Origin of the sequence: Rhodococcus sp. RCBS9, assembly GCF_029457415.1 — a bacterium.
GTDB classification, from domain to species: Bacteria; Actinomycetota; Actinomycetes; order Mycobacteriales; family Mycobacteriaceae; genus Rhodococcus_F; species Rhodococcus_F qingshengii.
The window spans coordinates 2,503,647-2,524,401 of the sequence record NZ_CP120422.1; the positions used below are offsets into that span (position 1 = coordinate 2,503,647).

The window sequence follows — 20,755 nt, forward strand, 5'->3', positions numbered from 1 at the left end:
TCACCGAGCAAACGCCTCGGTGACCCATTCCGGCGTGCTTCGATAGCCGGAAAGGGCGGCACGGCGACATCCATCCAACTCCACGCTCACAGGAGTACCACCCGAACCGTCAACCCGTAGGAGGGTTGATGATGCTGTCGCTGTCGCGATCTGATCACAAGGCGGAGCTATAGGAGCATCGGCTATGGCGGCAACCACGTCTCGACTCTCCGCTTCGGACAGGCGAATAACGTCCACGTCTGTCTGAGATTCATGCCGGCACACGGATAGTCGTGCAGCATCAGCGACAGGCGTAGCCAGCTCATTGTCGAGCGGGTCATAGACTTCGCCTCTCTCGAACTGCTCGCGCGCCTTGTCGACTTCTCTGGCATCTGTCCGGTCGAATTGAAGGGCAGACGAGCGATCGCAATTCGCCATCGTCGGAGAAAGACTCAACGAAGTTCGGACACGTTCGACTTCATGCAGAGATCGAAGCGAATCGAGAGGCCCGACTTGAAAGCCGCACGGACTCGACGGCCAGGCCGGAAACATCACTTGTCCGGCACTATTGACCATCCACAGTTTGACGGGAATCAGTTCGCTTGTGACACAACTCGCAACGACATTGTCGGGAAAGCGTTTGGAGTCGACACGATATGCATCCTTGACGGCGGCTACGTCACCTTCGAGTCGAACCATGTCGACGGTTAGCGCTCCGGAGGCGTCTTCGCCGACTTCGCAACGAAATACTGCCACTGGATCGAAATCAGATGGAGGATACCCTATTTCGTGTTTCGGACGCGAATACAGATCGACACCGAACAGGCCCCATGCGACTTCAATTCCGAGACAGTCGGCAGTCTCGAACACCCGAGCCTCAGGAGGTGTGAAGTACACCGAATCTCGCCAGAAGGGAGCCGAACAAGCGGTGGCCAGGCAAAGCGACGCCACCAACAGCAGCGCGCGTGCCGAGACCGTCAATTGCCCGCCCACTCCAGAAGATCTTCGGCGGTCCACGTATTGATCACCCGATCCGCTTCGACGCCGCACTTTTCGGCCCGGTCACAGCCGTAGCCCTGCCAAGCCAACTGACCGGGGGCATGGGCGTCAGTGTCGATGGAGAAAAGACAATCGAGATCGCGGGCCAACTCGATCAAACGCGAAGGCGGGTCACGACGCTCCGGTCGGGAATTGATCTCAACGGCTGTGCCTGATTCGCGGCAGGCCTCGAACACTTTCTCCGCGTCGAACTGCGACTCGGGCCGGGTTCCGCGAGCACCCTCGACAAGACGCCCGGTGCAGTGTCCGAGAATATCGACACGCGGATTTCGCACTGCAGCAAGCATTCTGCGGGTCATCGCCTCACGCTCGGACCGCAGCTTGGAGTGGACGCTCGCCACCACGATGTCGAGTTCGTCGAGCAGATCGGGATCCTGGTCGAGTGAACCGTCCTCGAGGATGTCCACCTCGATTCCCGTGAGAATGCGGAAGGGAGCCAATTCGGCATTCAACCCGGCTATCACGTCGAGTTGAGACCGTAGGCGCTCCGCGGACAACCCGTTGGCAACTGTGAGGCGAGGCGAATGGTCGGTGAGGGCGCAGTAGTCATGGCCGAGTGCTGCTGCGCGTCGCATCATTTCTTCGATGGGGCTTCCACCATCGGACCAGTCGGAGTGGGTGTGGAGGTCGCCGCGGAGGGCTTGTCGCAATGGGCTGTCGCCGATGGGCTCAGCCTGCCCCCGCAGTTCCTCGAGATACTCGGGGATGCCGTCGTACGACTGAGCGATAATCGTGGCAGTCTTCGGCCCGATGCCGGTGAGGGCCTTCCAACTGTCGGCTTTCCGGCGAGACTCCTTCTGCTCGTCGGACAATCCTGAAAAGACCTCCGCAGCTCGGCGATAGGCCTTGACGCGGTGCGTTTCAGCGCGTGATCGTTCGAGCCAGTAGGCGATCTCCCGAAGCGCTTCATCCGGTTCCATGAGACCACTGTTCCGTCAGCAGCGGCTCGCGGCAACCCTTGATCCCCTTACGCTGTGAATATGGACGACCCGAGAGCACGATTTGAAGCCGCGCGGGTGGCTCACCTGGCAACGGCAGATGCGGCCGGCGTTCCGCACATCGTGCCGCTGGTATTCGTATTGGTCGGCGGCACCGTCTATTCCTGTGTCGACCACAAACCGAAAACCACGACCGCTCTTCGCAGGCTCCGGAACATCACCGAGACGGGGCGCGCAAGCCTGCTGGTCGATCATTACGACGACGACTGGTCCGCGCTCTGGTGGGTCCGCGTCGACGGACATGCGGAGGTTCTCGACCCCGGCACCAAGGAGTCCGAGAGCGCGATCGATGCTTTGGCCGCAAAGTATCCGCAGTACGTAGATCACCGACCGCACGGACAGGTCATAGCTGTCCGCGATGTGGAGTGGTCGTCATGGTCCGCAGCAGCCTAAGGTTCTGTCCTAGTGTTCAAGGAGCGAAAGTGATTGCAACACTCTCAATTCGGACAAATTGGTGGGGGATCGATGAAACGACGGCAGCTACTTCAGCGCGCAGCCACAGGTCTGGCGCTGGTAGCGGGACCTCAGGTGATCGACATGGGTAGCAGTTCCGGAAGCAGTCAAGACGCAACAAGCCCGTTGAACGAACAGTTGTCGGTTGTTTCGCTCTCACACGTGAACGACCCGGCGACGACGCCGGTTTTTCCAGGCGACCCCGAGTTCACTCTCGACACAGCGGCCACCATCGCAAACGACGGCTACTACCTCCAGTACGTCAAGGAAGGTGAGCACACGGGCACGCATTGGGGCGCACCCGCACACTTCCAGGAAGGCGGCCTCACAGCCGACCAACTCGATCCGGCGGACCTCTTCCTCCCCGCAGTGAAGATCGACATCCGGGACAAGGCTGCCGCCGATTCGGACTATGCGCTCACGGTCGCGGACCTGCAGGAATGGGAAACGCGCAACGGCAAGATCCCCGATGGAGCGGCCGTAGTTCTCTGGACCGGATGGGAATCGCGCTGGGGTAGCGAAGAATATGCCAACTCCGATGCCGAGGGCGTCACCCACCAGCCCGGCTTCTCGGTGGACGCGGCGCGGTGGCTGATAGACACCGGCCGTTTGGGCACCCGCGGAGCATTGGGAACCGACACGTTCGGTCCCGACCTCGGAAACGATGAAACCTACCCCGTCTCGACAATCCTGTACGACAAGCATCGAATCAGCCTGGAGAACTTGAACAATCTTGCCGCCCTGCCAACCACCGGGGCTAGCATCCTTGTCGGTGGTGCGATCAACAAGGCCGGATCGGGTTCACCGGCAACGATTTTCGCACTACTACGGCGATAACCATTTGCGACGGCCGCCGTAGACAACGACCGCGCCCTTCCCACTTCTCTTCGCCTCGTACATCGCCGCATCGGCCTGGCGAAGAAGAGTGTGCGCGCTGAGCGGTTCGTCCCCAAACTCGAACTGCGCGGACTCGAAATGCGCGACACCAACGCTCGCACCCACCGACACCGATGTGTCTGCAGTCTGATCGGACCTGAGCGCGTCGACGATCCGGCGAGCCACGACGACGGCGTCGTCGATCGTGCCCTGCAGGAGCACTGTGAACTCGTCGCCACCGAATCGGGCGACAAACGCACCCTCGGGAACCGCTTCGCGCAGACGTGCTGTGAGAGCAACCAGTAACCGGTCGCCGGCCGGGTGCCCGTATCGATCGTTGATCTGTTTGAAGTCGTCCAGATCGACAAGCATCAGCACCCAATCGGAGTTCGTGTGGCGATAGTTTTCGATGGCGCTCGCAAAGTGTTCGTCGAACGCGGCCCGGTTTGCAAGCTCGGTGAGTGGGTCGTGATGTGCTCGGTACCTCAGCTCGTCCTGGGCAGCGGAGATCTGTTGGAGTAGCGCGTCGTTCTCGAGGAGCGTGAGTATTTGGCGCACCAGCGCGAGAACCAACACGCCGACGCCGAGTATCACGACCACGGCATCGAGGTTGCCGACGATCAGCGCCTGAACAGTCACGATCGTCGCGATCACCGCGATCAACAGATACGGCAGCAGCAACTGAGTCCGATCGCTTCGCCACTGCTGTGGCGCGTTGCGGTTCCGAGGCTCGGTTCGCTTCGTCAGCGCCGCCAAGGCGATCAACGGCGGCCCCGCGATGAACCCGGCATCGGCGATGGTCGGCATACTCTCGGCGCCGATCGCCACCAAGTACGCGTACAGGCTGTCCGATAGGGAGAGCATCACCAACCCGCACCCGAGGAACGTCAGCGGTTCACGGATCTCTGCTACGGCCTTCGGTCCGATGACCATCAGCAAGACCATGGCGATCAGAACGAAGTCGGTGATCGGATACATCACCGCGACAAGAAACCCGAGAGATCCCGTCGGACCGGTATGAACGACGGCGCCCAGGGCCGTTGTCCACGTGAGGATGAACAATCCACCGACAACGACAAGACCGTCGAGCGTCAGCACGAGCCAGAGATGGATCGGACCGATCGCCTCACGCCGGGGCGACTGACGCACCAACGACAGAAGCGCCGGCACGGCGAACACCGGGAACATGAAGAAACCGATATCCGCGATCGACGGCGACGGAAGTGGAACGTGGAGAACCGAGCGGTAGAACGCCCAGAAGAACATCCCGAGAGTCCAGCCGGCCATACCCAGAGCCATCAGAGTTCGCCAACGACGCTCGACGCCGTGATAGCGCCGCGATGTCCACCAACAGACCGTAGTTGCGGTGGCTCCGCCGACGAGCTGGGCGATATCGTCCACCAGAACCGAAGTTCGTGGGCTGAGCAGCCCGGATCCGGCGAGAGCGATGACCGCGACAACGACGCCGAGAACCAGCCACGTGCGTCGCGCTCGGAACTGCGTCATCGAAGAACCCATCGGTGTTCAAGGCGTCACCACCGATCGTCTTGCAGCCGGCATCGTTGCGGCCGGAATGTTGTGGTGACGAATGCCCGTACGAACCTACCCGATTTGGTAGCGGATTGTTAACTGGACGAACGATCAGGAAGGCTCGTACGCCCCGCGGCGCTGTATTCCGCTCGGGTCCTACGCTGCTGCGAAGTCCATTTCGCGATCACCCCTTGCGAGGGGCTGAACAGGTACACCAGAGCGAACACGATGCCCTGCGTCATGACGACCATGCCACCGGAAGCCGTGTCGAGGTAGTAGCTGACGTAGATACCGGCAATCGCGCAGACTGCGGAAACGACGGGAGCTATCACCAGCATCCGCGAAAACTTGTCGGTGAGGAGGTAGGCCGTCGCGCCGGGGATGATCAGCATCGCCACCACCAGCACGACGCCGACGGCTTGCAACGCCACAACGGACGTGAGTGCGAGGACGCCGAGTAGCAGCGCACCCAGGCGCTTGGGCGAAAGACCTATCGCGTTCGCATGGATCGGGTCGAAGGCGAACAACGTCAGATCACGACGCTTGATCAACAGAATGCTCAACGCCAACGCGCCAAGTATCGCGACCTGCAGAAGATCTGACGAGCTCACCCCCAGCAGGTTGCCGAAAATGATGTGGTTGAGATCGGTCTGGCTGGGGGTCACCGAGATGAGAACCAAACCGAACGCAAAGAGAGTCGTGAAGACGATACCGATCGCGGCGTCTTCCTTGACGCGACTGGTGTTACGGATCAGTCCGATCAGCGCTACGGCGATCAACCCGAAGATCAAGGCCCCGATAGCAAATGGTGCGCCGACGACGTAAGCGAGGACAACACCCGGCAGCACGGCGTGCGAGACGGCGTCGCCCATCAACGACCACCCGATGAGCACCAACCAACAACTGAGCACCGCGCAGACAACCGCTGCCACAACCGCAACGGCCAACGCGCGCACCATGAATCCGTACTGGAGAGGATCAAGTAGGAGTTCTACGAGGTTCATCGATCAGGTCCTGTCCATCACGTCGAGACCGAAAGCCAGGGCGAGGTTTTCCGGTTGCAGCACGGTGTCCGGGTCGGAATGCACCAGGACCTTGCGCATGAGCAGTACCGCCTCGTCGCAAAGTTTCGGCACAGCGTGGAGATCGTGGGTCGAGACCAAGATCGACCGGCCGTCGGAAGCCAACTCTCGTAGCAGCGTAGAAATCGTTGCCTCGGAACGCTTGTCGACGCCCGCAAACGGCTCGTCCAGCAGCAGTATCGACGCGTCCTGCGCGATGCCGCGTGCGACGAACGCGCGCTTCTTCTGACCACCCGAGAGCTGACCGATCTGACGATCCGCAAATTCGGTGAGTTCCACCCGCTCGAGGGCCTCTGCCACCGCCTCGCGATCTGCACGCCGCGGACGTCGCAAGAATCCGAGGTGGCCGTACCTGCCCATCATCACGACGTCACGGACGCTGATCGGGAAGGTCCAGTCGACGTCTTCACTCTGCGGCACGTATCCGACGCGGCCGCTCTTGCGCGCAGTGGCTGCGTCGAGACCGGCGATTCTGACAGAACCGTTGTCCGGCTTGATCATCCCCATGATCACTTTGAACAGAGTCGACTTTCCTGAACCGTTCATACCGATCAGTCCGCAGACGCTACCCGAGTTCAACGTCAGATCGACGTGGTCCAGTGCGTGGACCTCGCCGTAGTGAACGCTGACGTTTTCGACGCGAATGGCATCGTTCATGATTTACCGCCGGTCAGACCGCCGAGGATGACGTCGGTGTCGTGGCGAATCATGTCCAGGTAGGTGGGCACGGGACCGTCGGCTTCGGACAGCGAATCGACGTACAGCGTTCCGCCGAACTTCGCGCCGGTCGCCCCGACAACCTGCTGCATGGGGGCATCCGAGACCGTCGACTCGCAGAAGACGGCGGGAACGGAATTGGCTCGGACGAAGTCGATCGCGGCGATGATCTGCTGCGGCGTCGCCTGCTGCTCGGCATTGACCGGCCAGATGTACGCCTCGCTGAGTCCCGCGTCCCTGGCCAGATAGGAGAACGCACCCTCGCAACTGACAAGTGCGCGCTGACCTGCGGGCAATGCCGCCAGGCCACTGACCAGGCCGTCCTGCACTGCTTGCAGTTCCGTCTTGTACTTCGCGCCGTTCTCCGCAAATGCCGAGGCGTTGTCCGGGTCGAGGTCGCTGAAAGCAGTCACCATGTTGTCGACGTAGATCTGCGTATTCAACGGAGACATCCATGCATGCGGATTGGGCTTGCCCGCATACGCGTCGCCGGCGATCGGAATGCCTTCGACGCCGTCGCTGACCACGACGTGTGGCACGTCCAGTCCGTTGACGAATTTCGCGAACCACGCCTCGAGGTTCATGCCGTTGTCGAGGATCAGATCGGCTTCGCTCGCCCGCCGAATGTCTCCGGGCGTCGGCTCGTAGCCGTGAATTTCGGCCCCCGCCTTGGTGATCGACTCGACGCGAAGATGATCGCCGGCAACGTTCTGGGCGATGTCCGACAGCACGGTGAACGTGGTGAGCACCACCGGGCGGTCGTCGTCGGAGCCAGAACTCACCGCAGAACAGCTGGACAGAAGCAGGGCGGCGAGGGCGGCAATTCCCAGGCGGCGGAAGTTCTTCGCGTCGCGTGTCGTCATGGTCGAACTCTAATATGTGGGTAAACAAATACACAAGTTCGTCTCGCCGAACAATCTCCACTCGATAGGCTCGGGCCATGCGTCCTACTGCCTTGATCACCGGTTCCAGTCGCGGCCTCGGAGCTGCCATCGCACGCGAACTGGCGCCGACACACAACCTGCTGCTCGGTGCACGATCCGCGCAGGCCCTCGAGCCGATCTGCGCCGAACTGCCCGGATCGACGCCTCTACCCCTCGACCTCACGGACTACGACGCCGCCGCCGCCGCCGCCTCGTCCATCACGACGCTCGACGTGCTGGTACACAACGCCGGCGTGGCCGACATCGGAACCATCGAGGAATCCTCGGTCGATCAGTGGCGACGCACCCTAGAGGCAAACGTCATCGCCGTCGCCGAACTCACGCGGGTTCTCCTGCCCGCGCTTCGTGCGGCTGGAGGTCACGTCGTGCTGATCAATTCGGGTGCCGGACTGCGCGCCAACGCCGGTTGGGGCTCGTATGCGGCCAGCAAGTTCGCCCTGCGCGCTTTCGGAGATGCGTTGCGCCTGGAAGAGCCGGCACTTCGGGTCACCTCCATTCACCCCGGACGGATCGACACCGACATGCAGCGCGACATCGTCGCGGGTGAGGGCGACGAGTACGACCCGGAGCGCTTCCTGAAAGCCTCCACTGTGGCGCGTGCCGTACTCACTGCCGTCGAAACACCGTCCGACGCACACCCCACGGAGATCGTGCTTCGACCTACCGGCCGGTAAATCCCCAGTTCGGCGGTAACGGAATGGTGACGATGGCCATCCGGATATCGCTTTTCCGGGCACTGGCCCGATACTGACATCAGTTGTCGGACAAAGAGACTGGACTTGTCTCAGGAGTTCATCGAGAGGTGGTGTGCGATGCATGATCATACGGATACATGGGGGATCCCCAGCCAGACTTTCCTTCAGTGGTACCTGGTGGCGGCTGCCGTCGCGATCGGACTCTCGCTGTACAGCCGAATGACTGCGCGCCGGTCACCGGTGGTCGTCGACGCTGTCCGTCGGCCGCTCACTCCTCCCGAGATCGGTGCCTTGACCAGTGACTACCAAGCGGTGCTGGCGTCGATGGCTATTCTGCGCAGCGCCGAGCTGATCAGCACCGAAGGCAAGACCAAGCTGGCACTCACTGCGGAGGACAAGAATCGTCTCGACTGGTTCACCCGTACGGTGCACAAGCGACTCGGCAACGGAAAGGTCCCGCTGCGGCAGGTGCGTCTGATGGGACGGCTGAACATCGCACTCGCACAACTACGTACGACGTTGATCGACGAGGGATATTTGCAACGCCAGCAGGACGGTCTGACCGCTGCCCTTCGGACCGTTCCGATCGTGGCGGTAATTGCTCTCGGCTTGGTCCGTCTCGTCGCCGGAATCGCCGGCGGTAAGCCGGTCGGGTTCCTGCTCCTCACCATCATCGTTCTCGCTCTGATGATTCCACTTCTTCGCATCAAGCGTCATCGGACAGCTTTGGGAGACAGCGAGCTTCGACGACTCAAGCACGAAAACTCGTACCTCTCACCGAAACTGCGGCCCGCGTACACGAGCTACGGTCCCTCGCTCGCCGGGCTCTCGGCGGCGCTCTTCGGTGCGGGCGCTCTGGTTCTGATCGATCCGGCGCTGGCGGGAGCGGTAGCTGCGGGCGCCGCGTACAGCCCGGGTGGCGGAAGTTCGAGCTACTACAGTTGTGGCTCCTCATCCGGATCATCCGGTTCGGACGGCGGTGGCGGCAGTGGGAGCAGTTGCGGCGGCGGGGGGTGTGGGGGATGAGCACGCATGCAGCCGACACTTGGGGGATCCCCAGCGAGGATTTCCTCTACGGCTACATAGCCGTTTCGGCCACGCTCATGGTTCTCACTCTGGGGTGGCGTCTGATGATCCGGGCACCCCGGCACGGGTACTCAACCGAGCACGGGTATTCCGCCGAGCAACTGACGCCTCCGGAAGTCGGAATGCTCACCGGCGAGTCACGCGCCATCGCAGCATCATTGGCAATCCTGCGTAGCGCTGACCTGATCACCACCGACGGCGCTGTCCTGCGCCCGTTGGGCCCTGGCGACGAGACCCTGGACTGGTACACCCTCACCGTGTACCAGCGCCTGGCCCAGCAGGCTCTACCCCATCGTCGGCGCCAACTCGCCGAGCGTATGACGGTGGAAACAGCTCGCCTACGAAACTCTTTGGCGGACCGGGGATACCTGACCTCCGACAGCGCCAGGCGTTCAATCTTTCTCTCCACAGTTCCGCTGAAGATCCTGGTGGCCGTGGGTATCGTCCGCATTGCTTTCGGACTGCACAACGACAAGCCCGTCGAGTTTCTGATTCTCGCCGTACTCGTCACCGGGTTCAGTATCCCGCTGCTCGGGCTCAACTTCGATCGAACCACCTCTGGCAAGGCGGCACGTTCGGAACTGACCACGGCACACGCCTACCTGTCCCCGCGCAACAAGCCTGCCTTCTCCGCCTACGGACCGCGTTTGGCCGGAATGTCCGCTGCTCTCTTCGCCGGTTCGGCGATGCTGATGATCAATCCCGCCTTGGCCTCCGCCGCCGGAATCGGTGCCGACGGCAGCGGAAGTAGCGGGGGTTCGGACGGTGGCGGTTCAGGCGGGGGAGGCAGCAGCTGCAGCGGGGGCGGCGGATGTGGCGGCGGCGGATGCGGGGGATAGCCGCGCCCGGGCGAGCATAAGCGCTGCGGCCTCGGTAGTGATGCCACGTTCCTCGCTCAACGAATACACCTCGTCCAGAGTTCGACCGAGCCCTCGGGTTCGTTCGACGACGTCGTCTTCGTTCCACCCCAGGACTTCTCGCCCCACGAGGTGAAAGGCTCCGCCTGCGTTCGCGACGAAATCAGGGGCACAGAGAACCCCGCGGTCTCGCAGAACCTCGCCCGCAGCGGCATCGGTCAAGATGTTGTTTGCTGCGCCCGCCACGGCCAGAGTCGGAATCGACGCAGCCGCAGCGAAATCGATGATGCCTCCCATCGCGCAGGGGGCAAAGAGGTCACACGGTGTTCGGAGGACCTCGCCGGCAGGAACGACCGTGTGCCCCGCGAGAGAAGCCGCCTCGAGGCGCTGCGGGTCCGTATCGGCAACCAGCAGACGTGCGCCAGCCTGCGCTGCGAGACGGACGACGTCGCCGCCGACGGCGCCGAGCCCCTGTACCAGTACCGTTCGGCCGTCGAGTGTTCCGAGTCCTCGGCGACGCGCCGTGGCCTTCATCGCTTCGAACACACCCAGAGCGGTGGCGTGCGCGCTGGAACCGGCGCCACCGTTGCCGACCGAACGCCCGAAGACGTATTTGGTGGTGCGGCTGAGCTGATCCATGTCGGAAGAGTTGGTGTTGACGTCAGGACCAGTCCAGTAGTTTCCTTCGAGCTTGTCGATGTTCTCGGCGTGGATGCCGAGGATACGAGACCAGGTTGCGGCGTCGATCTGATTGCGCGGTGCAGGTAGCGCTATTACCGACTTCCCGCCACCCATCGGCAGATCGGAGACCGCCATCTTCAAAGTCATTGCGCCGGCCAGCTTCCCGGCGTCCGCCAATGCGTGACCGATGGAGGGATAGTGAGCGGCCCGCGTGCCACCCGACGCCGGTCCCAGACGGGTGGAGTCGATTCGAATCACGAAAGTCGTGCCGGTCTCCCGATCATGGCGAGTGACGGTCAGTTCACCGTCCCAGCGCAGTTCGTCGTCGATACTCATTGAATCTCCTTTTCTGTCTCCGGGTCAGTTGTGGGCGTGCAGTGGTGTTCCCGCGAGTGCGAGCATGGCCTCGCCCAACGCTTCGTTCTGACTGGGGTGCGCGTGGATGAAACGCCCCACTTCATCGGGAAGTGCTTCCCAGGCAACGGCCAACTGCGCCTCACCGATCAGTTCGCCGACGCGGTCTCCCACCAGGTGAACTCCGACAACAGGGCCTTTCGTTCCGCTTCGAATCACTTTGATTCCGCCGGTAGTTCGCAGGATCTGACTCTTGCCGTTACCTGCCAGGTCGTAGATGACGGTGGAGACGTCGGCGTACTGCGTGCGCGCCACCTCTTCGCCGAGCCCGACCGATGCAACTTCGGGATGTGAGTACGTCACGCGAGGAATCAGGTGTTCGGCGACCGGTATCGGATCCTTGCCGGCAATCTGTTCGGCCACAAAGATTCCTTGTTGGAAACCTCGGTGCGCCAACGCAAGACCGGGCACGATGTCGCCGACCGCGTACACACCGTCCACGGACGTACGGAGGCGTTCGTCGGTGACGACAAATCCCTTGTCGAGGCTGATTCCGTTTTCTTCGAAACCGTTACCGTCCGTGCGAGGTCCGCGGCCGACGGCGACCAACAGTAGGTCGGTGTCGAGTTTCGTTCCGTCGCTAAGTTCGATGCGGACGGAATCGGCTGCTTCTTTCGCGGAATCGACCTTTGTGTCTGTCTTACAGACGATTCCACGTTTACGATAGGCCCGCTCCAGCTGCTTCGACGACCACGGATCCTCGGCGGCGATCAGTCGGGGGAGTGCCTCGACGATCGTTACTTGGGCGCCGAACGAGCGCCAGAGGCTTGCGAACTCGACGCCGATGACACCGCCACCGAGTACCGTTGCGCTGGTGGGCACCCGGTCGAGTTCGAGTGCCTGGTCGCTGGTGACGATCCGTCGGCCGAGTTCGATGCCGGGGAGTTCCCGCGGATACGAGCCGGTGGCCAGAACGAGTGATGTTCCGGTGTAGCGGGTTCCGTCGACGTCGATGCTTCGCCCACCGACGTACGTTCCGTATCCGTTGACGATAGTGATCTTGTGTTGCGCCAACAAACCTTGCAGACCGCTGTACAGCCGCTCGACTGTCCCGTTCTTGTAGTCGTGCACCTGCGCGACGTCGATGCCGGCAAAAGATGCCCGGACACCGAATTGCTCACTGGTGCGTGCCGAATCGGCCACCTCGGCGGAATGCAGCAGTGCCTTGGTCGGGATGCATCCGCGGTGCAGGCACGTTCCGCCGACCTTGTCCGCTTCGATCAGCGTGACCGACAATCCGAGTTGAGCGGCGCGGATGGCGCAGGCATAGCCGCCCGATCCTCCACCGAGGATCACGACGTCGCTGTGGGGTTCTGCAGTTGTCATCAGAGCCTTCCCAGGACGCGGATCGGGTTCTCGATGTAGTCACCGAACAGCCTGAGGAATCCGCCGGCTTCGCCTCCGTCACAGACGCGGTGGTCGAAGCTCAACGAGATCTGAGTGACCTTACGAACGGTCAACTCGCCGTTCACGACCCACGGCTTGTCGATGATGCGTCCGATCCCCAGAATTGCCGCCTCGGGGTGATTGATGATCGGAGTCGATCCGTCGACCCCGAATACCCCGTAGTTGTTGAGCGTGAACGTGCCGCCGGTCAGGCGGGCGGGTTCGAGTTTGCCGTCGCGCGCAAGGTCGGTGGTCACCCGAAGTGCTTGTGCGAGTTCGACGGTGCTCAGGGCGTCCGCATTTCGAATGACCGGTACCATCAATCCCTTCGGTGTCTGCGCGGCGATCCCCAGGTGGGTGCGGGCGTGTCGAACGATCTCGCCTCGAGCAGTATCGACCGACGAGTTCAGTTCGGGGTACTGCGCCAACGCCGCGATGGTCAGCCGAGCCAGGAGCGCCATCAGGCTGATCTTGTCGGAATCGGGCAGTGACTTGTTGATCTCGGCTCGCGCCGCCAACAGTTCGGTGGCGTCGACGTCGACCCAGGTTGTCGCGTCAGGGATCTCGCGGCGGCTGGTGGACAGCTTGTCGGCAACTACCTTGCGTAGCCCCTTGATCGGAATTCTTTGGTCGGTCGCGTGTGACGTTTCCGTTTCCGGGCCGAAGTTTGCCCCGGCCTCGACGTCGGCGCGCGTGATGACTCCGCCAGCGCCCGATCCGGAAATCGTGGCTAGGTCGATACTGTTGTCAGAGGCCAGTTTACGAACAATCGGCGAGATCACACGTACCGACGGAGCCGCTCTGCGTCGGCGTCTCGGTGCATCCTCGCTGGTGCCGTAGCCGATCAGGACGTTGCCCGAACCGGCGCGTTCCTCTTCGCGGTAGCGCTCGTGGTTGGCCGAAACGACCGCGTCGACACTCTCGCCACCACTCACAGTGATCAGCGGTGTGCCCACCTTCAGGGTGTCTCCGTCTTTGCCGTGTAGTTCGATCACGGTCCCGGCGAACGGGATGGGCACATCCACAGCAGCTTTCGCAGTTTCCACCTCGACGACGATCTGATCGATGGTGACCACGTCGCCTACCTTGACGTGCCACTCCGCGATGTCGGCCTCCGCCAGTCCTTCGCCGAGGTCGGGGAGCATGAAAACCTGATTGCTCATGCCGTCACCGCCCAACGGGTGTCCGGGGCGTCGTTCCACTGCAGACGGTCGACGGCGTCCAGGACCCGGTCGATGCTGGGCAGGTGGTGACGCTCGAGCTTGGGAGCGGGGTAGGGGATGTCGAAGCCGTTGACCCGGAGCACCGGGGCATGGAGATGGTGGAAACACCGTTCCTGCACGCGGGCAGCAATTTCTGCACCCACACCGGCAAAACCCTGCGCTTCCTGGATAACGATGCAGCGTCCGGTCTTTCGCACCGATGCGGTGACCGTCTCGTCGTCGAACGGCACTATCGAGCGGATGTCGATCACCTCGATGTCCCGGCCCTCGGCTGCAGCGGCCTCGGCGGACCTCAGTGCAACATCCACGGACGGACCGTAGGCAATGAGCGTCGCGTCACGACCGGGGCGACGGACGACGGCGCGACCGATCGGCTCACGTGCGGTCAGTTCGACATCTGCTCGTGCGAAGTACAGCTTCTTGGGCTCGAGGAAGATCACGGGGTCGGGGTCCTCGATTGCCGAACGTAGCAGCGAGTACGCATCTTCCACCGTGGACGGCGCCACAACCTTCAGTCCGGGTGTGTGCGCGTAGTAGCCCTCACTGGAATCACAATGATGCTCCACCCCGCCGATACCGCCGGCAAAAGGAACACGAATGACTATCGGAATCGACAGCGCGCCCTTGGTGCGGTTGCGGATCTTCGCCACATGGGAGGCGATCTGCTCGAACGCCGGATAGGCAAACGCGTCGAACTGCATTTCCACGACCGGACGAAAACCGGCCATGGCCATGCCGATTGCGAATCCGATGATGCCGGACTCGGCGAGGGGAGTGTCGAAGCATCGGTCGTCGCCGAAGTCGCGGGTGAGGCCGTCGGTGACGCGGAAAACGCCGCCCAGGGTGCCGACGTCCTCACCGAAGACGACAACGTTGTCGTCCGCAGCCAGAGAGTCGCGTAGCGCGGTGTTGAGGGCCTGAGCCATCGTGAGCATGGGCATGGTCAGTGTCCCCCTGTGTCAGCGGCTTCGGCAGCAAGTTCGGCTTCGAGTTGGGCTTGTTGCTCACGCAATTGCGGTGTCTGCTCGGCGAAGACGTACCGGAACAGATCGAGCGGATCGTGCGGGCGGTCGACGTTCATGCCGGCGCGCAGTGTGGCGGCCTCTGCCTCGGCCTCCGCGGTCAGTGATTCCACGAATGCGTCGTCGATCAGATCGTGTGCGCGCAGATACTTTTCGAGACGCGGCAACGGATCTCGCCCGAGCCAGACTTCCACCTCGGCGCTGTCGCGGTAGCGGGTGGCGTCGTCGGCATTGGTGTGTGCGTCGATGCGATAAGTGTGTGCCTCGACGATCACCGGTCCGTTTCCGCTGCGGACGAAGCGTGCCGCCTCGTCCATGACGGCCAGCATCGCAACGGGATCGTTGCCGTCTACCTGCTCGCTGCCGATCCCGTAGCCGACACCCTTGTGCGCCAACGTCGGTGCTGCGCTTTGGCGCGACAGTGGCACGCTGATCGCAAATCCGTTGTTCTGCACCAGAAAGATCACCGGCGCCTTGAAGACGGCGGCGAAGTTCAGCGCCTCGTGGAAATCGCCCTCACTGGTGGCGCCGTCACCACAGAGCGCCAAGGCGACGGTGTTCAAGCCCCGTCGAGACTCCCCGTAGGCCACCCCCGCTGCATGCAGCAATTGCGTTGCCAGCGGGGTGCACTGCGGCGCACTGCGCAGTGCGACCGGGTCGTATCCGCAGTGCCAGTCGCCGGCGAGCATGCTCAGAATCTGCACCGGATCGACACCCCGGGCGGCCAACGCCATCGAATCCCGGTAGGTGGGGAAGAGCCAGTCACTCGGCTCCAGACTCATCGCTGCCGCGATCTGACATGCCTCCTGCCCTCGCGAGGACGGATACACGGCCAGGCGCCCCTGTTTGGTCAGCGCCGTAGCCTGCTGGTCGAAACGCCTGCCCAGGAACATCTTTCGATACATCGCGATCAGGCGATCGTCGCTCGGTTTTGCGTAGCGGGCCTCGCTGCGCGTCAGTTCTCCGGCAGGGTCGAGGTACTGCACCGCAGAATCGGCCGGCAGGAACTTCTGATACCGCAGTTCCCCCAAGGGCTCGACAAGTGTCACTTCTACCTCCAGAAGACGTTGTGTCCATCAGTATTCGCACTTCGGCGACGTAATGGCAGCAGGCGTCGAGGATTCAAGACAAACGGCCTATCATGAGGATTCGGGCAGCAATATGTCCATCAACCGACTCGACTACCGAACCAGGAATGGACAGATGGCCACCGAACCGCACGCTCTCGATGCGATCGACCGCCGCATCATCGCCGAACTGACCGCAGACAGTCGCATCTCCATGCGTGCACTGGCTGAAAAGGCGCACATATCCCGCGCTCACGCCTACGTCCGCATCGAAAGGCTCGAGGACGCCGGAATCATCACCGGATTCACGACGCGGATCGCCCATGAGAAGGCCGGACTCGGCTCCTCGGCGTACGTGGCACTCTCGATCCGGCAGCACTCGTGGCGAGGTCTGGCGGCGTCCTTGAAGGCCCTGCCGTTTGTCGAGCACTTCTCCCTCCTCGGCGGCGACTTCGACGTTCTGGTGCTGGTTCGAGCCCCGGACAACCAGGAACTACGCCACACCGTCCTCGAAGAACTCCAGGGACTCGACGGGGTTCTCTCGACCAAAACGTGGCTGATCTTCGAAGAAGGCAACGGTCCGGGACCCAACTGGTTGCCCGGCTGATCCGTCTATAGTCGCCGTTAGCAGTTGCACACGGGAGGTGACTCGAATGACCCTGCACGGCCTGGGAATCGGTTGGCGCCCCGAGGTCTCCGGAATCATCGCGCAACTCGACGGCCTGGCATTCTGCGAAGTCATTGCCGAATCCGTCGGAAACGAGATACCGCCGCACCTCGGCTCGCTGGGAGTTCCGGTGATCCCGCACGGAATCTCGCTCTCACTTGGCGGGGCCGAGGCGGTAGATCAGGCACGGATCGATCACCTTGCGCGTGCATCCCAGCTACTGGGCGCTCCCTTGGCGAGCGAGCACATCGCATTCGTGCGTGCAGGCGGCATCGAGGCCGGCCACCTGCTCCCACTTCCGCGCACCTACGAAGCCGTCGACGCCCTGGTACGCAACATCACCCGGACTCAGGACGGTCTACCGGTGCCGTTCGCCGTCGAAAACGTTGCCGCCCTGTTCGACTGGCCGGACGACGAGTTGACCGAAGGGGAGTTTCTCGCGGAGATCGTCGAGCGCACCGGGGCCCTGCTGGTTCTCGACATCGCGAACGTCTACGCCAACGCTCTCAATCGCGGGCGTGATCCCTGGACCGAGCTGAGCCGGCTGCCACTCGAACGAATCGCCTACTGCCACATCGCCGGTGGCAGTCTCGGCGACGGAAAATACCACGACACGCACACCGACCCGGTGCCCGAAGCCGTGCTGGAACTCCTTGCGCAGTTCACCGCCGCCGGTCACCATCCCGCGATCATGCTCGAGCGCGACGGAAACTATCCGCCGGCACTGGAATTGCTCGACGAGCTCGATGCCATCGCCGACGCAGCTGGTCTGGATCGCATCACCGCGGGCACCGATTGGTCACGCACATGAGCACGCTCGGTGAGCGTCAAGAGGCGCTGATTCGCGCACTGGTGGCGGGTGGCGAACTGCCCGAAGGCTTCGACAAAGACGAAGCCGCCGTTGTCTCGGCGGCGCTGCTCCGAAAGCGCGCAGGAGAAGTGGCGCACCACCTTCCGGTCGTGCGCCACACTCTCGGCGATCGTTATCTTCAGTTGTTCACAGCGTGGGCGGACGGACGACCGAAGTCGTCTTCGCATGCGGATGCCCAGGCCTTTGTCGCCCATCTCCAGGACATCGGCGAACTGCCTCGCCCACCCTGGTATCAGAGGTTTCGAAAGGTCTCACGCAAGTGAGACAACAGCTTCGCTGGTGTACATGAGGAACGTCATCGATTCCTGGAAGTACAGCTCGACGGAGTTCGCATCGTGCGAGAGATAGCCGATGGACAGGTCCTGGCCGAGGTGCAATTCGTAGTCACCGCCACGCGTCGACAGCAGGAAAGCGCCGTCGATGGCCGGGGCCCAGATGATCTCGCCGTCGAGGACGCGTCGCAGGTGCTCGCGGATGGGGTAGCCGTGATCGGAGGTCTCGTTGATCGCGGTGAACGCATCTGCATTCAAGAGCAGTGAGTACGGTCCGTTGACACCGGCCAAGCGCAGCGACGTGATCGCCTGGCTGATGGCTTCCGGGTAGTCCTTGGCGTCGATGGGTAGCTTCAGTTCCGGGTTGGAACCGCTGGCCCGCACGCCGGTGATGCTGGCTGCTGGGTATCCCTCGAAGATGGCGCGGTCCTCGGCGAACGCGATCTGCTTGGCCGCGTCCTTGACGGGCTGCCAGTCGGAGTCCTTGGCGCCGCGTTCGACGTCGTCGATGGCCTGACGGCTGACGGTGAAAGGGACCCGCAGTTCGATGATCGGCTGGGACTGACGAGCATGTGCGATGACGCCGTCGGCCAAGGGATTGATCGGCACCTGATGCCCGAGTGGGATGGCCGCGAGATCGTCACCCGACGGTCCCTCCACATCCACGACACGACGACCGGCGACGTGACGCTTGAAGGTACGGCTCGCCTCTTCTTCGATCTCGGCCCAGGCTGCTGCCGAAATGGGTGCTAGGTCGCGGTGCAGGTTTGTCATTGCTGGGCACTCCTTTTGAGGCTGCCGATTCCGAGAGAACCGTCAGAGATGGGCGCTGTGAACGTCGCTTCGGGAACGAGCCTGGTCGGCAAGTCCGGGGGATCGTCGAGAAAGTCCGCCGTCGGAACGAAGAAATTGATTCCGGTGACGGCGGTGGAGAAATCGAGAATGCGGTCGTAATTGCCGACGGGATTCCCGATGAACATGTTGGTGAGCATCTGCTCGGTGACCGTAGGCGACGCCGAGTAACCGATGAAATAGGTACCCATCTCAGCGGAGCCGACGTGGCCGAACGGCATGTTGTCCCGCAGAATCTGGATCTGCTCACCGGATTCGTCCTCGATGACGGTGAGTGCGGTGTGGGAGTTGGCCGGCTTGGTGTCGTCGTCCATCTCGAGATCTTCGAGCTTGGAGCGTCCGATGACGTTCTCCTGCTCCTCGACGGGCAGGGAGTTCCACTCCGACATGTCGTGGAGGTACTTCTGGACGATGACGTAACTGCTGCCTGCGAAATCCGGATCCTCGTCACCGACGGTGACCGCGACGTAAGCGGCCTGCCCGGACGGGTTCTCGGTACCGTCGACAAAACCCATGAGGTCGCGTTGCTCGAAATACTTGAACCCGTGGACCTCGTCGATCACCGACGCGGCCCCGGCCAACCTGTTGGTCACGACCGTGGCGAACTCGAAGCACAGGTCCATCTGACGGGCCCGGATGTGAAACAACAGATCGCCCGGCGTGCGCGGGGCGTGGTGTTTGTCACCGGTCAACTCGACGAACGGATGCAATTCCGCCGGCCGTGGACCGTCGAAAAGTCGATCCCACGCATCCGAACCGATGCCGACGACGGCAGCCAAGCCACCGGCGGGAACCCGGAATCCGATCGAGCGTTGCAGCCCGGAAATATCCGCCAGAACGTCGTGAACTGCCTGCTCACCACCCTCGTCGATGGTGAAAACCAGGAAGATCGCAGCTTCCGTGAGCGGGGTCAGCAACGGCTGCGGTATCGCGGGAAGGGCCACTTCGGCCTCGTCGATCTCACTCGTTTCCGCCATGCAGACCAGTATGGACGATTCCGGCAGTCCCGGCATCAGTAGTGGGTAAGTCGCGTCAGGGTGTCGCGTCAGGGTGTTGCGGCCTGGGCGCCCGCGTCGAAGCCGGCCGGAATCTCGAAGATCTTTCCGTCGAACCCGGCGCGGTAGAGATGCCCGGCCGCGAAACCGGAATTGCCACGCCCGTAGGTCAACACACTCGACGCTTGCAGTCCGCTGGTGAGCGAGCAGTACTGGCCGGGTCCGTCGATCCGCCACACCTCACCACTGATGTCCGTGGGAAGAATTGCGCGATCTCGCGAGTCCAAGGTCAAACCATCTGGGGCAGAGAAGGTTTCGAAACCACCGAGATCGACCAACGACTCCGAATATCCCGGATTGTCCACGGAGATGCGGCTGACACCCGGGTTTGCGAACGTGCGCGAAACGTAGAGCCAGCGATTATCGGCGCTCAGGGCAGCGCCGTTTGCACTCGGGAAGGTTGCCCACGCCGGGTCGACGGAACCATTCGGGCTGACCTTTCCGATCAGCGAACCGAAATCGTTGGTGGCGTAGATCGTCCCGTCGTGCGCGACGGCAAGGCCGTTTGCAGCGCTCAGACCACCGGCTATCGGCGTCACGGCGCCCGAGTTCACGTCCACCCGCGCGACCGACGCAGCACGCGTCAGATCGCCGATCAGCACGCCGGCGTTTGCTCCGGTACCCACCAGCAGTGAACCGTCCGGGCTCCACGCGAGTGCGCCCGCACCGCCGGGAACCGTCGCGATCGGAACTGCGGCCTGACCAGGCCCGTCGACGCGGAAGATCCGCCCACTCACCAGGTCGGTCGTATACAGGCGCCCTTGCCCGTCCACCGTGACACCCTCGAGGGCCGCACCCGGAATCTGGGCGCTGAGTATGGCGGGTGACGATCCAGGGCAAGGCGGAGCGGCGGCGGCACCGGACACGCCCAGAGCCAGAAGCGAACCGGCAACAAGAGCACCGGTGATACCTACCCGAATACCGCGATCGAAGATCCTGGTGCGCATCTGCGCAACGCTAGACCTTCGG

At 62.6% G+C, this 20,755-nt stretch carries 22 protein-coding genes; 8 read left to right on the plus strand and 14 right to left on the minus strand.

The annotated features are described in order from the left end of the window. Together P0M12_RS11890 and P0M12_RS11895 are read right to left on the minus strand one after the other, a co-directional pair. On the minus strand, positions 1-972 hold the full coding sequence (locus P0M12_RS11890) for a hypothetical protein (protein WP_064442874.1): 972 nt from the start codon (positions 970-972) through the stop codon (positions 1-3). Beyond that, positions 957-1,958: a PHP domain-containing protein gene (locus P0M12_RS11895; RefSeq protein WP_003942580.1), complete on the minus strand. Its 1,002-nt coding sequence runs from the start codon at positions 1,956-1,958 to the stop codon at positions 957-959. Before P0M12_RS11895 ends, P0M12_RS11890 begins: the two co-directional genes overlap by 16 nt. A gap of 54 nt (positions 1,959-2,012) precedes the next feature. Between P0M12_RS11895 and P0M12_RS11900 the strand changes: the two genes are divergently transcribed. Together P0M12_RS11900 and P0M12_RS11905 are read left to right on the plus strand one after the other, a co-directional pair. Further along, positions 2,013-2,429 (plus strand): TIGR03668 family PPOX class F420-dependent oxidoreductase, encoded by a 417-nt coding sequence (locus tag P0M12_RS11900; RefSeq protein ID WP_003942513.1) that lies wholly within the window; start codon positions 2,013-2,015, stop codon positions 2,427-2,429. Between the two features lie 144 nt (positions 2,430-2,573). Further along, on the plus strand, positions 2,574-3,326 hold the full coding sequence (locus P0M12_RS11905; RefSeq protein ID WP_172403480.1) for a cyclase family protein: 753 nt from the start codon (positions 2,574-2,576) through the stop codon (positions 3,324-3,326). Here P0M12_RS11905 and P0M12_RS11910 read toward each other — a convergent pair. From P0M12_RS11910 to P0M12_RS11925, 4 genes are all read right to left on the minus strand, one after another. After that, complete coding sequence (locus P0M12_RS11910; RefSeq protein WP_277377754.1) at positions 3,315-4,871, minus strand: GGDEF domain-containing protein; 1,557 nt, start codon at positions 4,869-4,871, stop codon at positions 3,315-3,317. The two genes, P0M12_RS11905 and P0M12_RS11910, sit on opposite strands and share 12 nt — an antisense overlap. Positions 4,872-4,990: 119 nt before the next feature. Then, a complete protein-coding gene (locus P0M12_RS11915; RefSeq protein ID WP_218747513.1) occupies positions 4,991-5,899 on the minus strand; it encodes a metal ABC transporter permease in 909 nt (302 codons plus the stop codon). A 3-nt stretch (positions 5,900-5,902) separates the two neighbouring features. After that, positions 5,903-6,634 (minus strand): metal ABC transporter ATP-binding protein, encoded by a 732-nt coding sequence (locus tag P0M12_RS11920; RefSeq protein WP_277377755.1) that lies wholly within the window; start codon positions 6,632-6,634, stop codon positions 5,903-5,905. Further along, entirely contained in the window at positions 6,631-7,557 is a 927-nt protein-coding gene (locus P0M12_RS11925; protein ID WP_030537457.1) for a metal ABC transporter substrate-binding protein, read from the minus strand. The genes P0M12_RS11920 and P0M12_RS11925 overlap by 4 nt, the downstream gene beginning before the upstream one ends. 77 nt (positions 7,558-7,634) lie before the next feature. Between P0M12_RS11925 and P0M12_RS11930 the strand changes: the two genes are divergently transcribed. The 3 genes from P0M12_RS11930 (at position 7,635) to P0M12_RS11940 (ending at position 10,258) form a co-directional block, all read left to right on the plus strand. Next, positions 7,635-8,312: an SDR family oxidoreductase gene (locus tag P0M12_RS11930; protein ID WP_276117241.1), complete on the plus strand. Its 678-nt coding sequence runs from the start codon at positions 7,635-7,637 to the stop codon at positions 8,310-8,312. Between the two features lie 138 nt (positions 8,313-8,450). Further along, on the plus strand, positions 8,451-9,359 hold the full coding sequence (locus P0M12_RS11935; RefSeq protein WP_277377756.1) for a TIGR04222 domain-containing membrane protein: 909 nt from the start codon (positions 8,451-8,453) through the stop codon (positions 9,357-9,359). Next, a complete protein-coding gene (locus P0M12_RS11940; RefSeq protein WP_277377757.1) occupies positions 9,356-10,258 on the plus strand; it encodes a TIGR04222 domain-containing membrane protein in 903 nt (300 codons plus the stop codon). The genes P0M12_RS11935 and P0M12_RS11940 overlap by 4 nt, the downstream gene beginning before the upstream one ends. Here the strand turns inward: P0M12_RS11940 and P0M12_RS11945 are convergent. The 5 genes from P0M12_RS11945 to pdhA are packed head-to-tail and all read right to left on the minus strand — an operon-like array spanning position 10,193 to position 16,051. Then, complete coding sequence (locus P0M12_RS11945) at positions 10,193-11,293, minus strand: Glu/Leu/Phe/Val dehydrogenase dimerization domain-containing protein (protein ID WP_277377758.1); 1,101 nt, start codon at positions 11,291-11,293, stop codon at positions 10,193-10,195. The genes P0M12_RS11940 and P0M12_RS11945 overlap by 66 nt on opposite strands. Positions 11,294-11,317: 24 nt before the next feature. Next, positions 11,318-12,697 (minus strand): dihydrolipoyl dehydrogenase, encoded by a 1,380-nt coding sequence (gene lpdA / locus P0M12_RS11950; RefSeq protein WP_276117237.1) that lies wholly within the window; start codon positions 12,695-12,697, stop codon positions 11,318-11,320. Beyond that, positions 12,697-13,920 carry a dihydrolipoamide acetyltransferase family protein gene (locus P0M12_RS11955; RefSeq protein ID WP_276117235.1) on the minus strand — a complete coding sequence of 408 codons (1,224 nt, stop codon included), beginning with the start codon at positions 13,918-13,920 and terminating at the stop codon, positions 12,697-12,699. The genes lpdA and P0M12_RS11955 overlap by 1 nt, the downstream gene beginning before the upstream one ends. Next, on the minus strand, positions 13,917-14,921 hold the full coding sequence (locus tag P0M12_RS11960; RefSeq protein WP_151098518.1) for an alpha-ketoacid dehydrogenase subunit beta: 1,005 nt from the start codon (positions 14,919-14,921) through the stop codon (positions 13,917-13,919). The genes P0M12_RS11955 and P0M12_RS11960 overlap by 4 nt, the downstream gene beginning before the upstream one ends. 2 nt (positions 14,922-14,923) lie before the next feature. After that, complete coding sequence (pdhA, locus tag P0M12_RS11965) at positions 14,924-16,051, minus strand: pyruvate dehydrogenase (acetyl-transferring) E1 component subunit alpha (protein ID WP_276117233.1); 1,128 nt, start codon at positions 16,049-16,051, stop codon at positions 14,924-14,926. 154 nt (positions 16,052-16,205) lie between these two features. Here pdhA and P0M12_RS11970 point away from each other — a divergent pair, with 154 nt between their 5' ends. The 3 genes from P0M12_RS11970 to P0M12_RS11980 are packed head-to-tail and all read left to right on the plus strand — an operon-like array spanning position 16,206 to position 17,870. After that, entirely contained in the window at positions 16,206-16,676 is a 471-nt protein-coding gene (locus P0M12_RS11970; RefSeq protein WP_064113143.1) for an Lrp/AsnC family transcriptional regulator, read from the plus strand. 46 nt (positions 16,677-16,722) lie between these two features. Continuing rightward, the gene (locus tag P0M12_RS11975) at positions 16,723-17,547 is read left to right on the plus strand and encodes a DUF692 domain-containing protein (RefSeq protein WP_161121357.1); all 825 of its coding nucleotides are present in this window, start codon (positions 16,723-16,725) and stop codon (positions 17,545-17,547) included. Beyond that, positions 17,544-17,870, plus strand: coding sequence for a hypothetical protein (locus P0M12_RS11980; RefSeq protein ID WP_007729071.1), 327 nt, complete (start codon positions 17,544-17,546; stop codon positions 17,868-17,870). Before P0M12_RS11975 ends, P0M12_RS11980 begins: the two co-directional genes overlap by 4 nt. Here the strand turns inward: P0M12_RS11980 and P0M12_RS11985 are convergent. From P0M12_RS11985 to P0M12_RS11995, 3 genes are all read right to left on the minus strand, one after another. Next, positions 17,859-18,653 carry a family 1 encapsulin nanocompartment shell protein gene (locus P0M12_RS11985; RefSeq protein WP_003942478.1) on the minus strand — a complete coding sequence of 265 codons (795 nt, stop codon included), beginning with the start codon at positions 18,651-18,653 and terminating at the stop codon, positions 17,859-17,861. The two genes, P0M12_RS11980 and P0M12_RS11985, sit on opposite strands and share 12 nt — an antisense overlap. After that, on the minus strand, positions 18,650-19,708 hold the full coding sequence (locus P0M12_RS11990) for a Dyp-type peroxidase (protein ID WP_042447536.1): 1,059 nt from the start codon (positions 19,706-19,708) through the stop codon (positions 18,650-18,652). The genes P0M12_RS11985 and P0M12_RS11990 overlap by 4 nt, the downstream gene beginning before the upstream one ends. A gap of 68 nt (positions 19,709-19,776) precedes the next feature. Further along, entirely contained in the window at positions 19,777-20,733 is a 957-nt protein-coding gene (locus P0M12_RS11995; protein WP_277377759.1) for an SMP-30/gluconolactonase/LRE family protein, read from the minus strand. Positions 20,734-20,755 lie beyond the last annotated feature (22 nt).

Excerpts from the sequence above, each read along its gene's own strand:
- P0M12_RS11895 (WP_003942580.1), bottom strand. The coding sequence starts at position 1,958 with ATGGAACCGGATGAAGCGCTTCGGGAGATCGCCTACTGGCTCGAACGA.
- P0M12_RS11905 (WP_172403480.1), top strand. The coding sequence starts at position 2,574 with ATGGGTAGCAGTTCCGGAAGCAGTCAAGACGCAACAAGCCCGTTGAAC.
- P0M12_RS11910 (WP_277377754.1), bottom strand. The coding sequence starts at position 4,871 with ATGACGCAGTTCCGAGCGCGACGCACGTGGCTGGTTCTCGGCGTCGTT.
- P0M12_RS11915 (WP_218747513.1), bottom strand. The coding sequence starts at position 5,899 with ATGAACCTCGTAGAACTCCTACTTGATCCTCTCCAGTACGGATTCATG.
- P0M12_RS11920 (WP_277377755.1), bottom strand. The coding sequence starts at position 6,634 with ATGAACGATGCCATTCGCGTCGAAAACGTCAGCGTTCACTACGGCGAG.
- P0M12_RS11925 (WP_030537457.1), bottom strand. The coding sequence starts at position 7,557 with ATGACGACACGCGACGCGAAGAACTTCCGCCGCCTGGGAATTGCCGCC.
- P0M12_RS11930 (WP_276117241.1), top strand. The coding sequence starts at position 7,635 with ATGCGTCCTACTGCCTTGATCACCGGTTCCAGTCGCGGCCTCGGAGCT.
- P0M12_RS11935 (WP_277377756.1), top strand. The coding sequence starts at position 8,451 with ATGCATGATCATACGGATACATGGGGGATCCCCAGCCAGACTTTCCTT.
- P0M12_RS11940 (WP_277377757.1), top strand. The coding sequence starts at position 9,356 with ATGAGCACGCATGCAGCCGACACTTGGGGGATCCCCAGCGAGGATTTC.
- P0M12_RS11945 (WP_277377758.1), bottom strand. The coding sequence starts at position 11,293 with ATGAGTATCGACGACGAACTGCGCTGGGACGGTGAACTGACCGTCACT.
- lpdA (WP_276117237.1), bottom strand. The coding sequence starts at position 12,697 with ATGACAACTGCAGAACCCCACAGCGACGTCGTGATCCTCGGTGGAGGA.
- P0M12_RS11955 (WP_276117235.1), bottom strand. The coding sequence starts at position 13,920 with ATGAGCAATCAGGTTTTCATGCTCCCCGACCTCGGCGAAGGACTGGCG.
- P0M12_RS11960 (WP_151098518.1), bottom strand. The coding sequence starts at position 14,921 with ATGCCCATGCTCACGATGGCTCAGGCCCTCAACACCGCGCTACGCGAC.
- P0M12_RS11970 (WP_064113143.1), top strand. The coding sequence starts at position 16,206 with ATGGCCACCGAACCGCACGCTCTCGATGCGATCGACCGCCGCATCATC.
- P0M12_RS11975 (WP_161121357.1), top strand. The coding sequence starts at position 16,723 with ATGACCCTGCACGGCCTGGGAATCGGTTGGCGCCCCGAGGTCTCCGGA.
- P0M12_RS11980 (WP_007729071.1), top strand. The coding sequence starts at position 17,544 with ATGAGCACGCTCGGTGAGCGTCAAGAGGCGCTGATTCGCGCACTGGTG.
- P0M12_RS11985 (WP_003942478.1), bottom strand. The coding sequence starts at position 18,653 with ATGACAAACCTGCACCGCGACCTAGCACCCATTTCGGCAGCAGCCTGG.
- P0M12_RS11990 (WP_042447536.1), bottom strand. The coding sequence starts at position 19,708 with ATGGCGGAAACGAGTGAGATCGACGAGGCCGAAGTGGCCCTTCCCGCG.
- P0M12_RS11995 (WP_277377759.1), bottom strand. The coding sequence starts at position 20,733 with ATGCGCACCAGGATCTTCGATCGCGGTATTCGGGTAGGTATCACCGGT.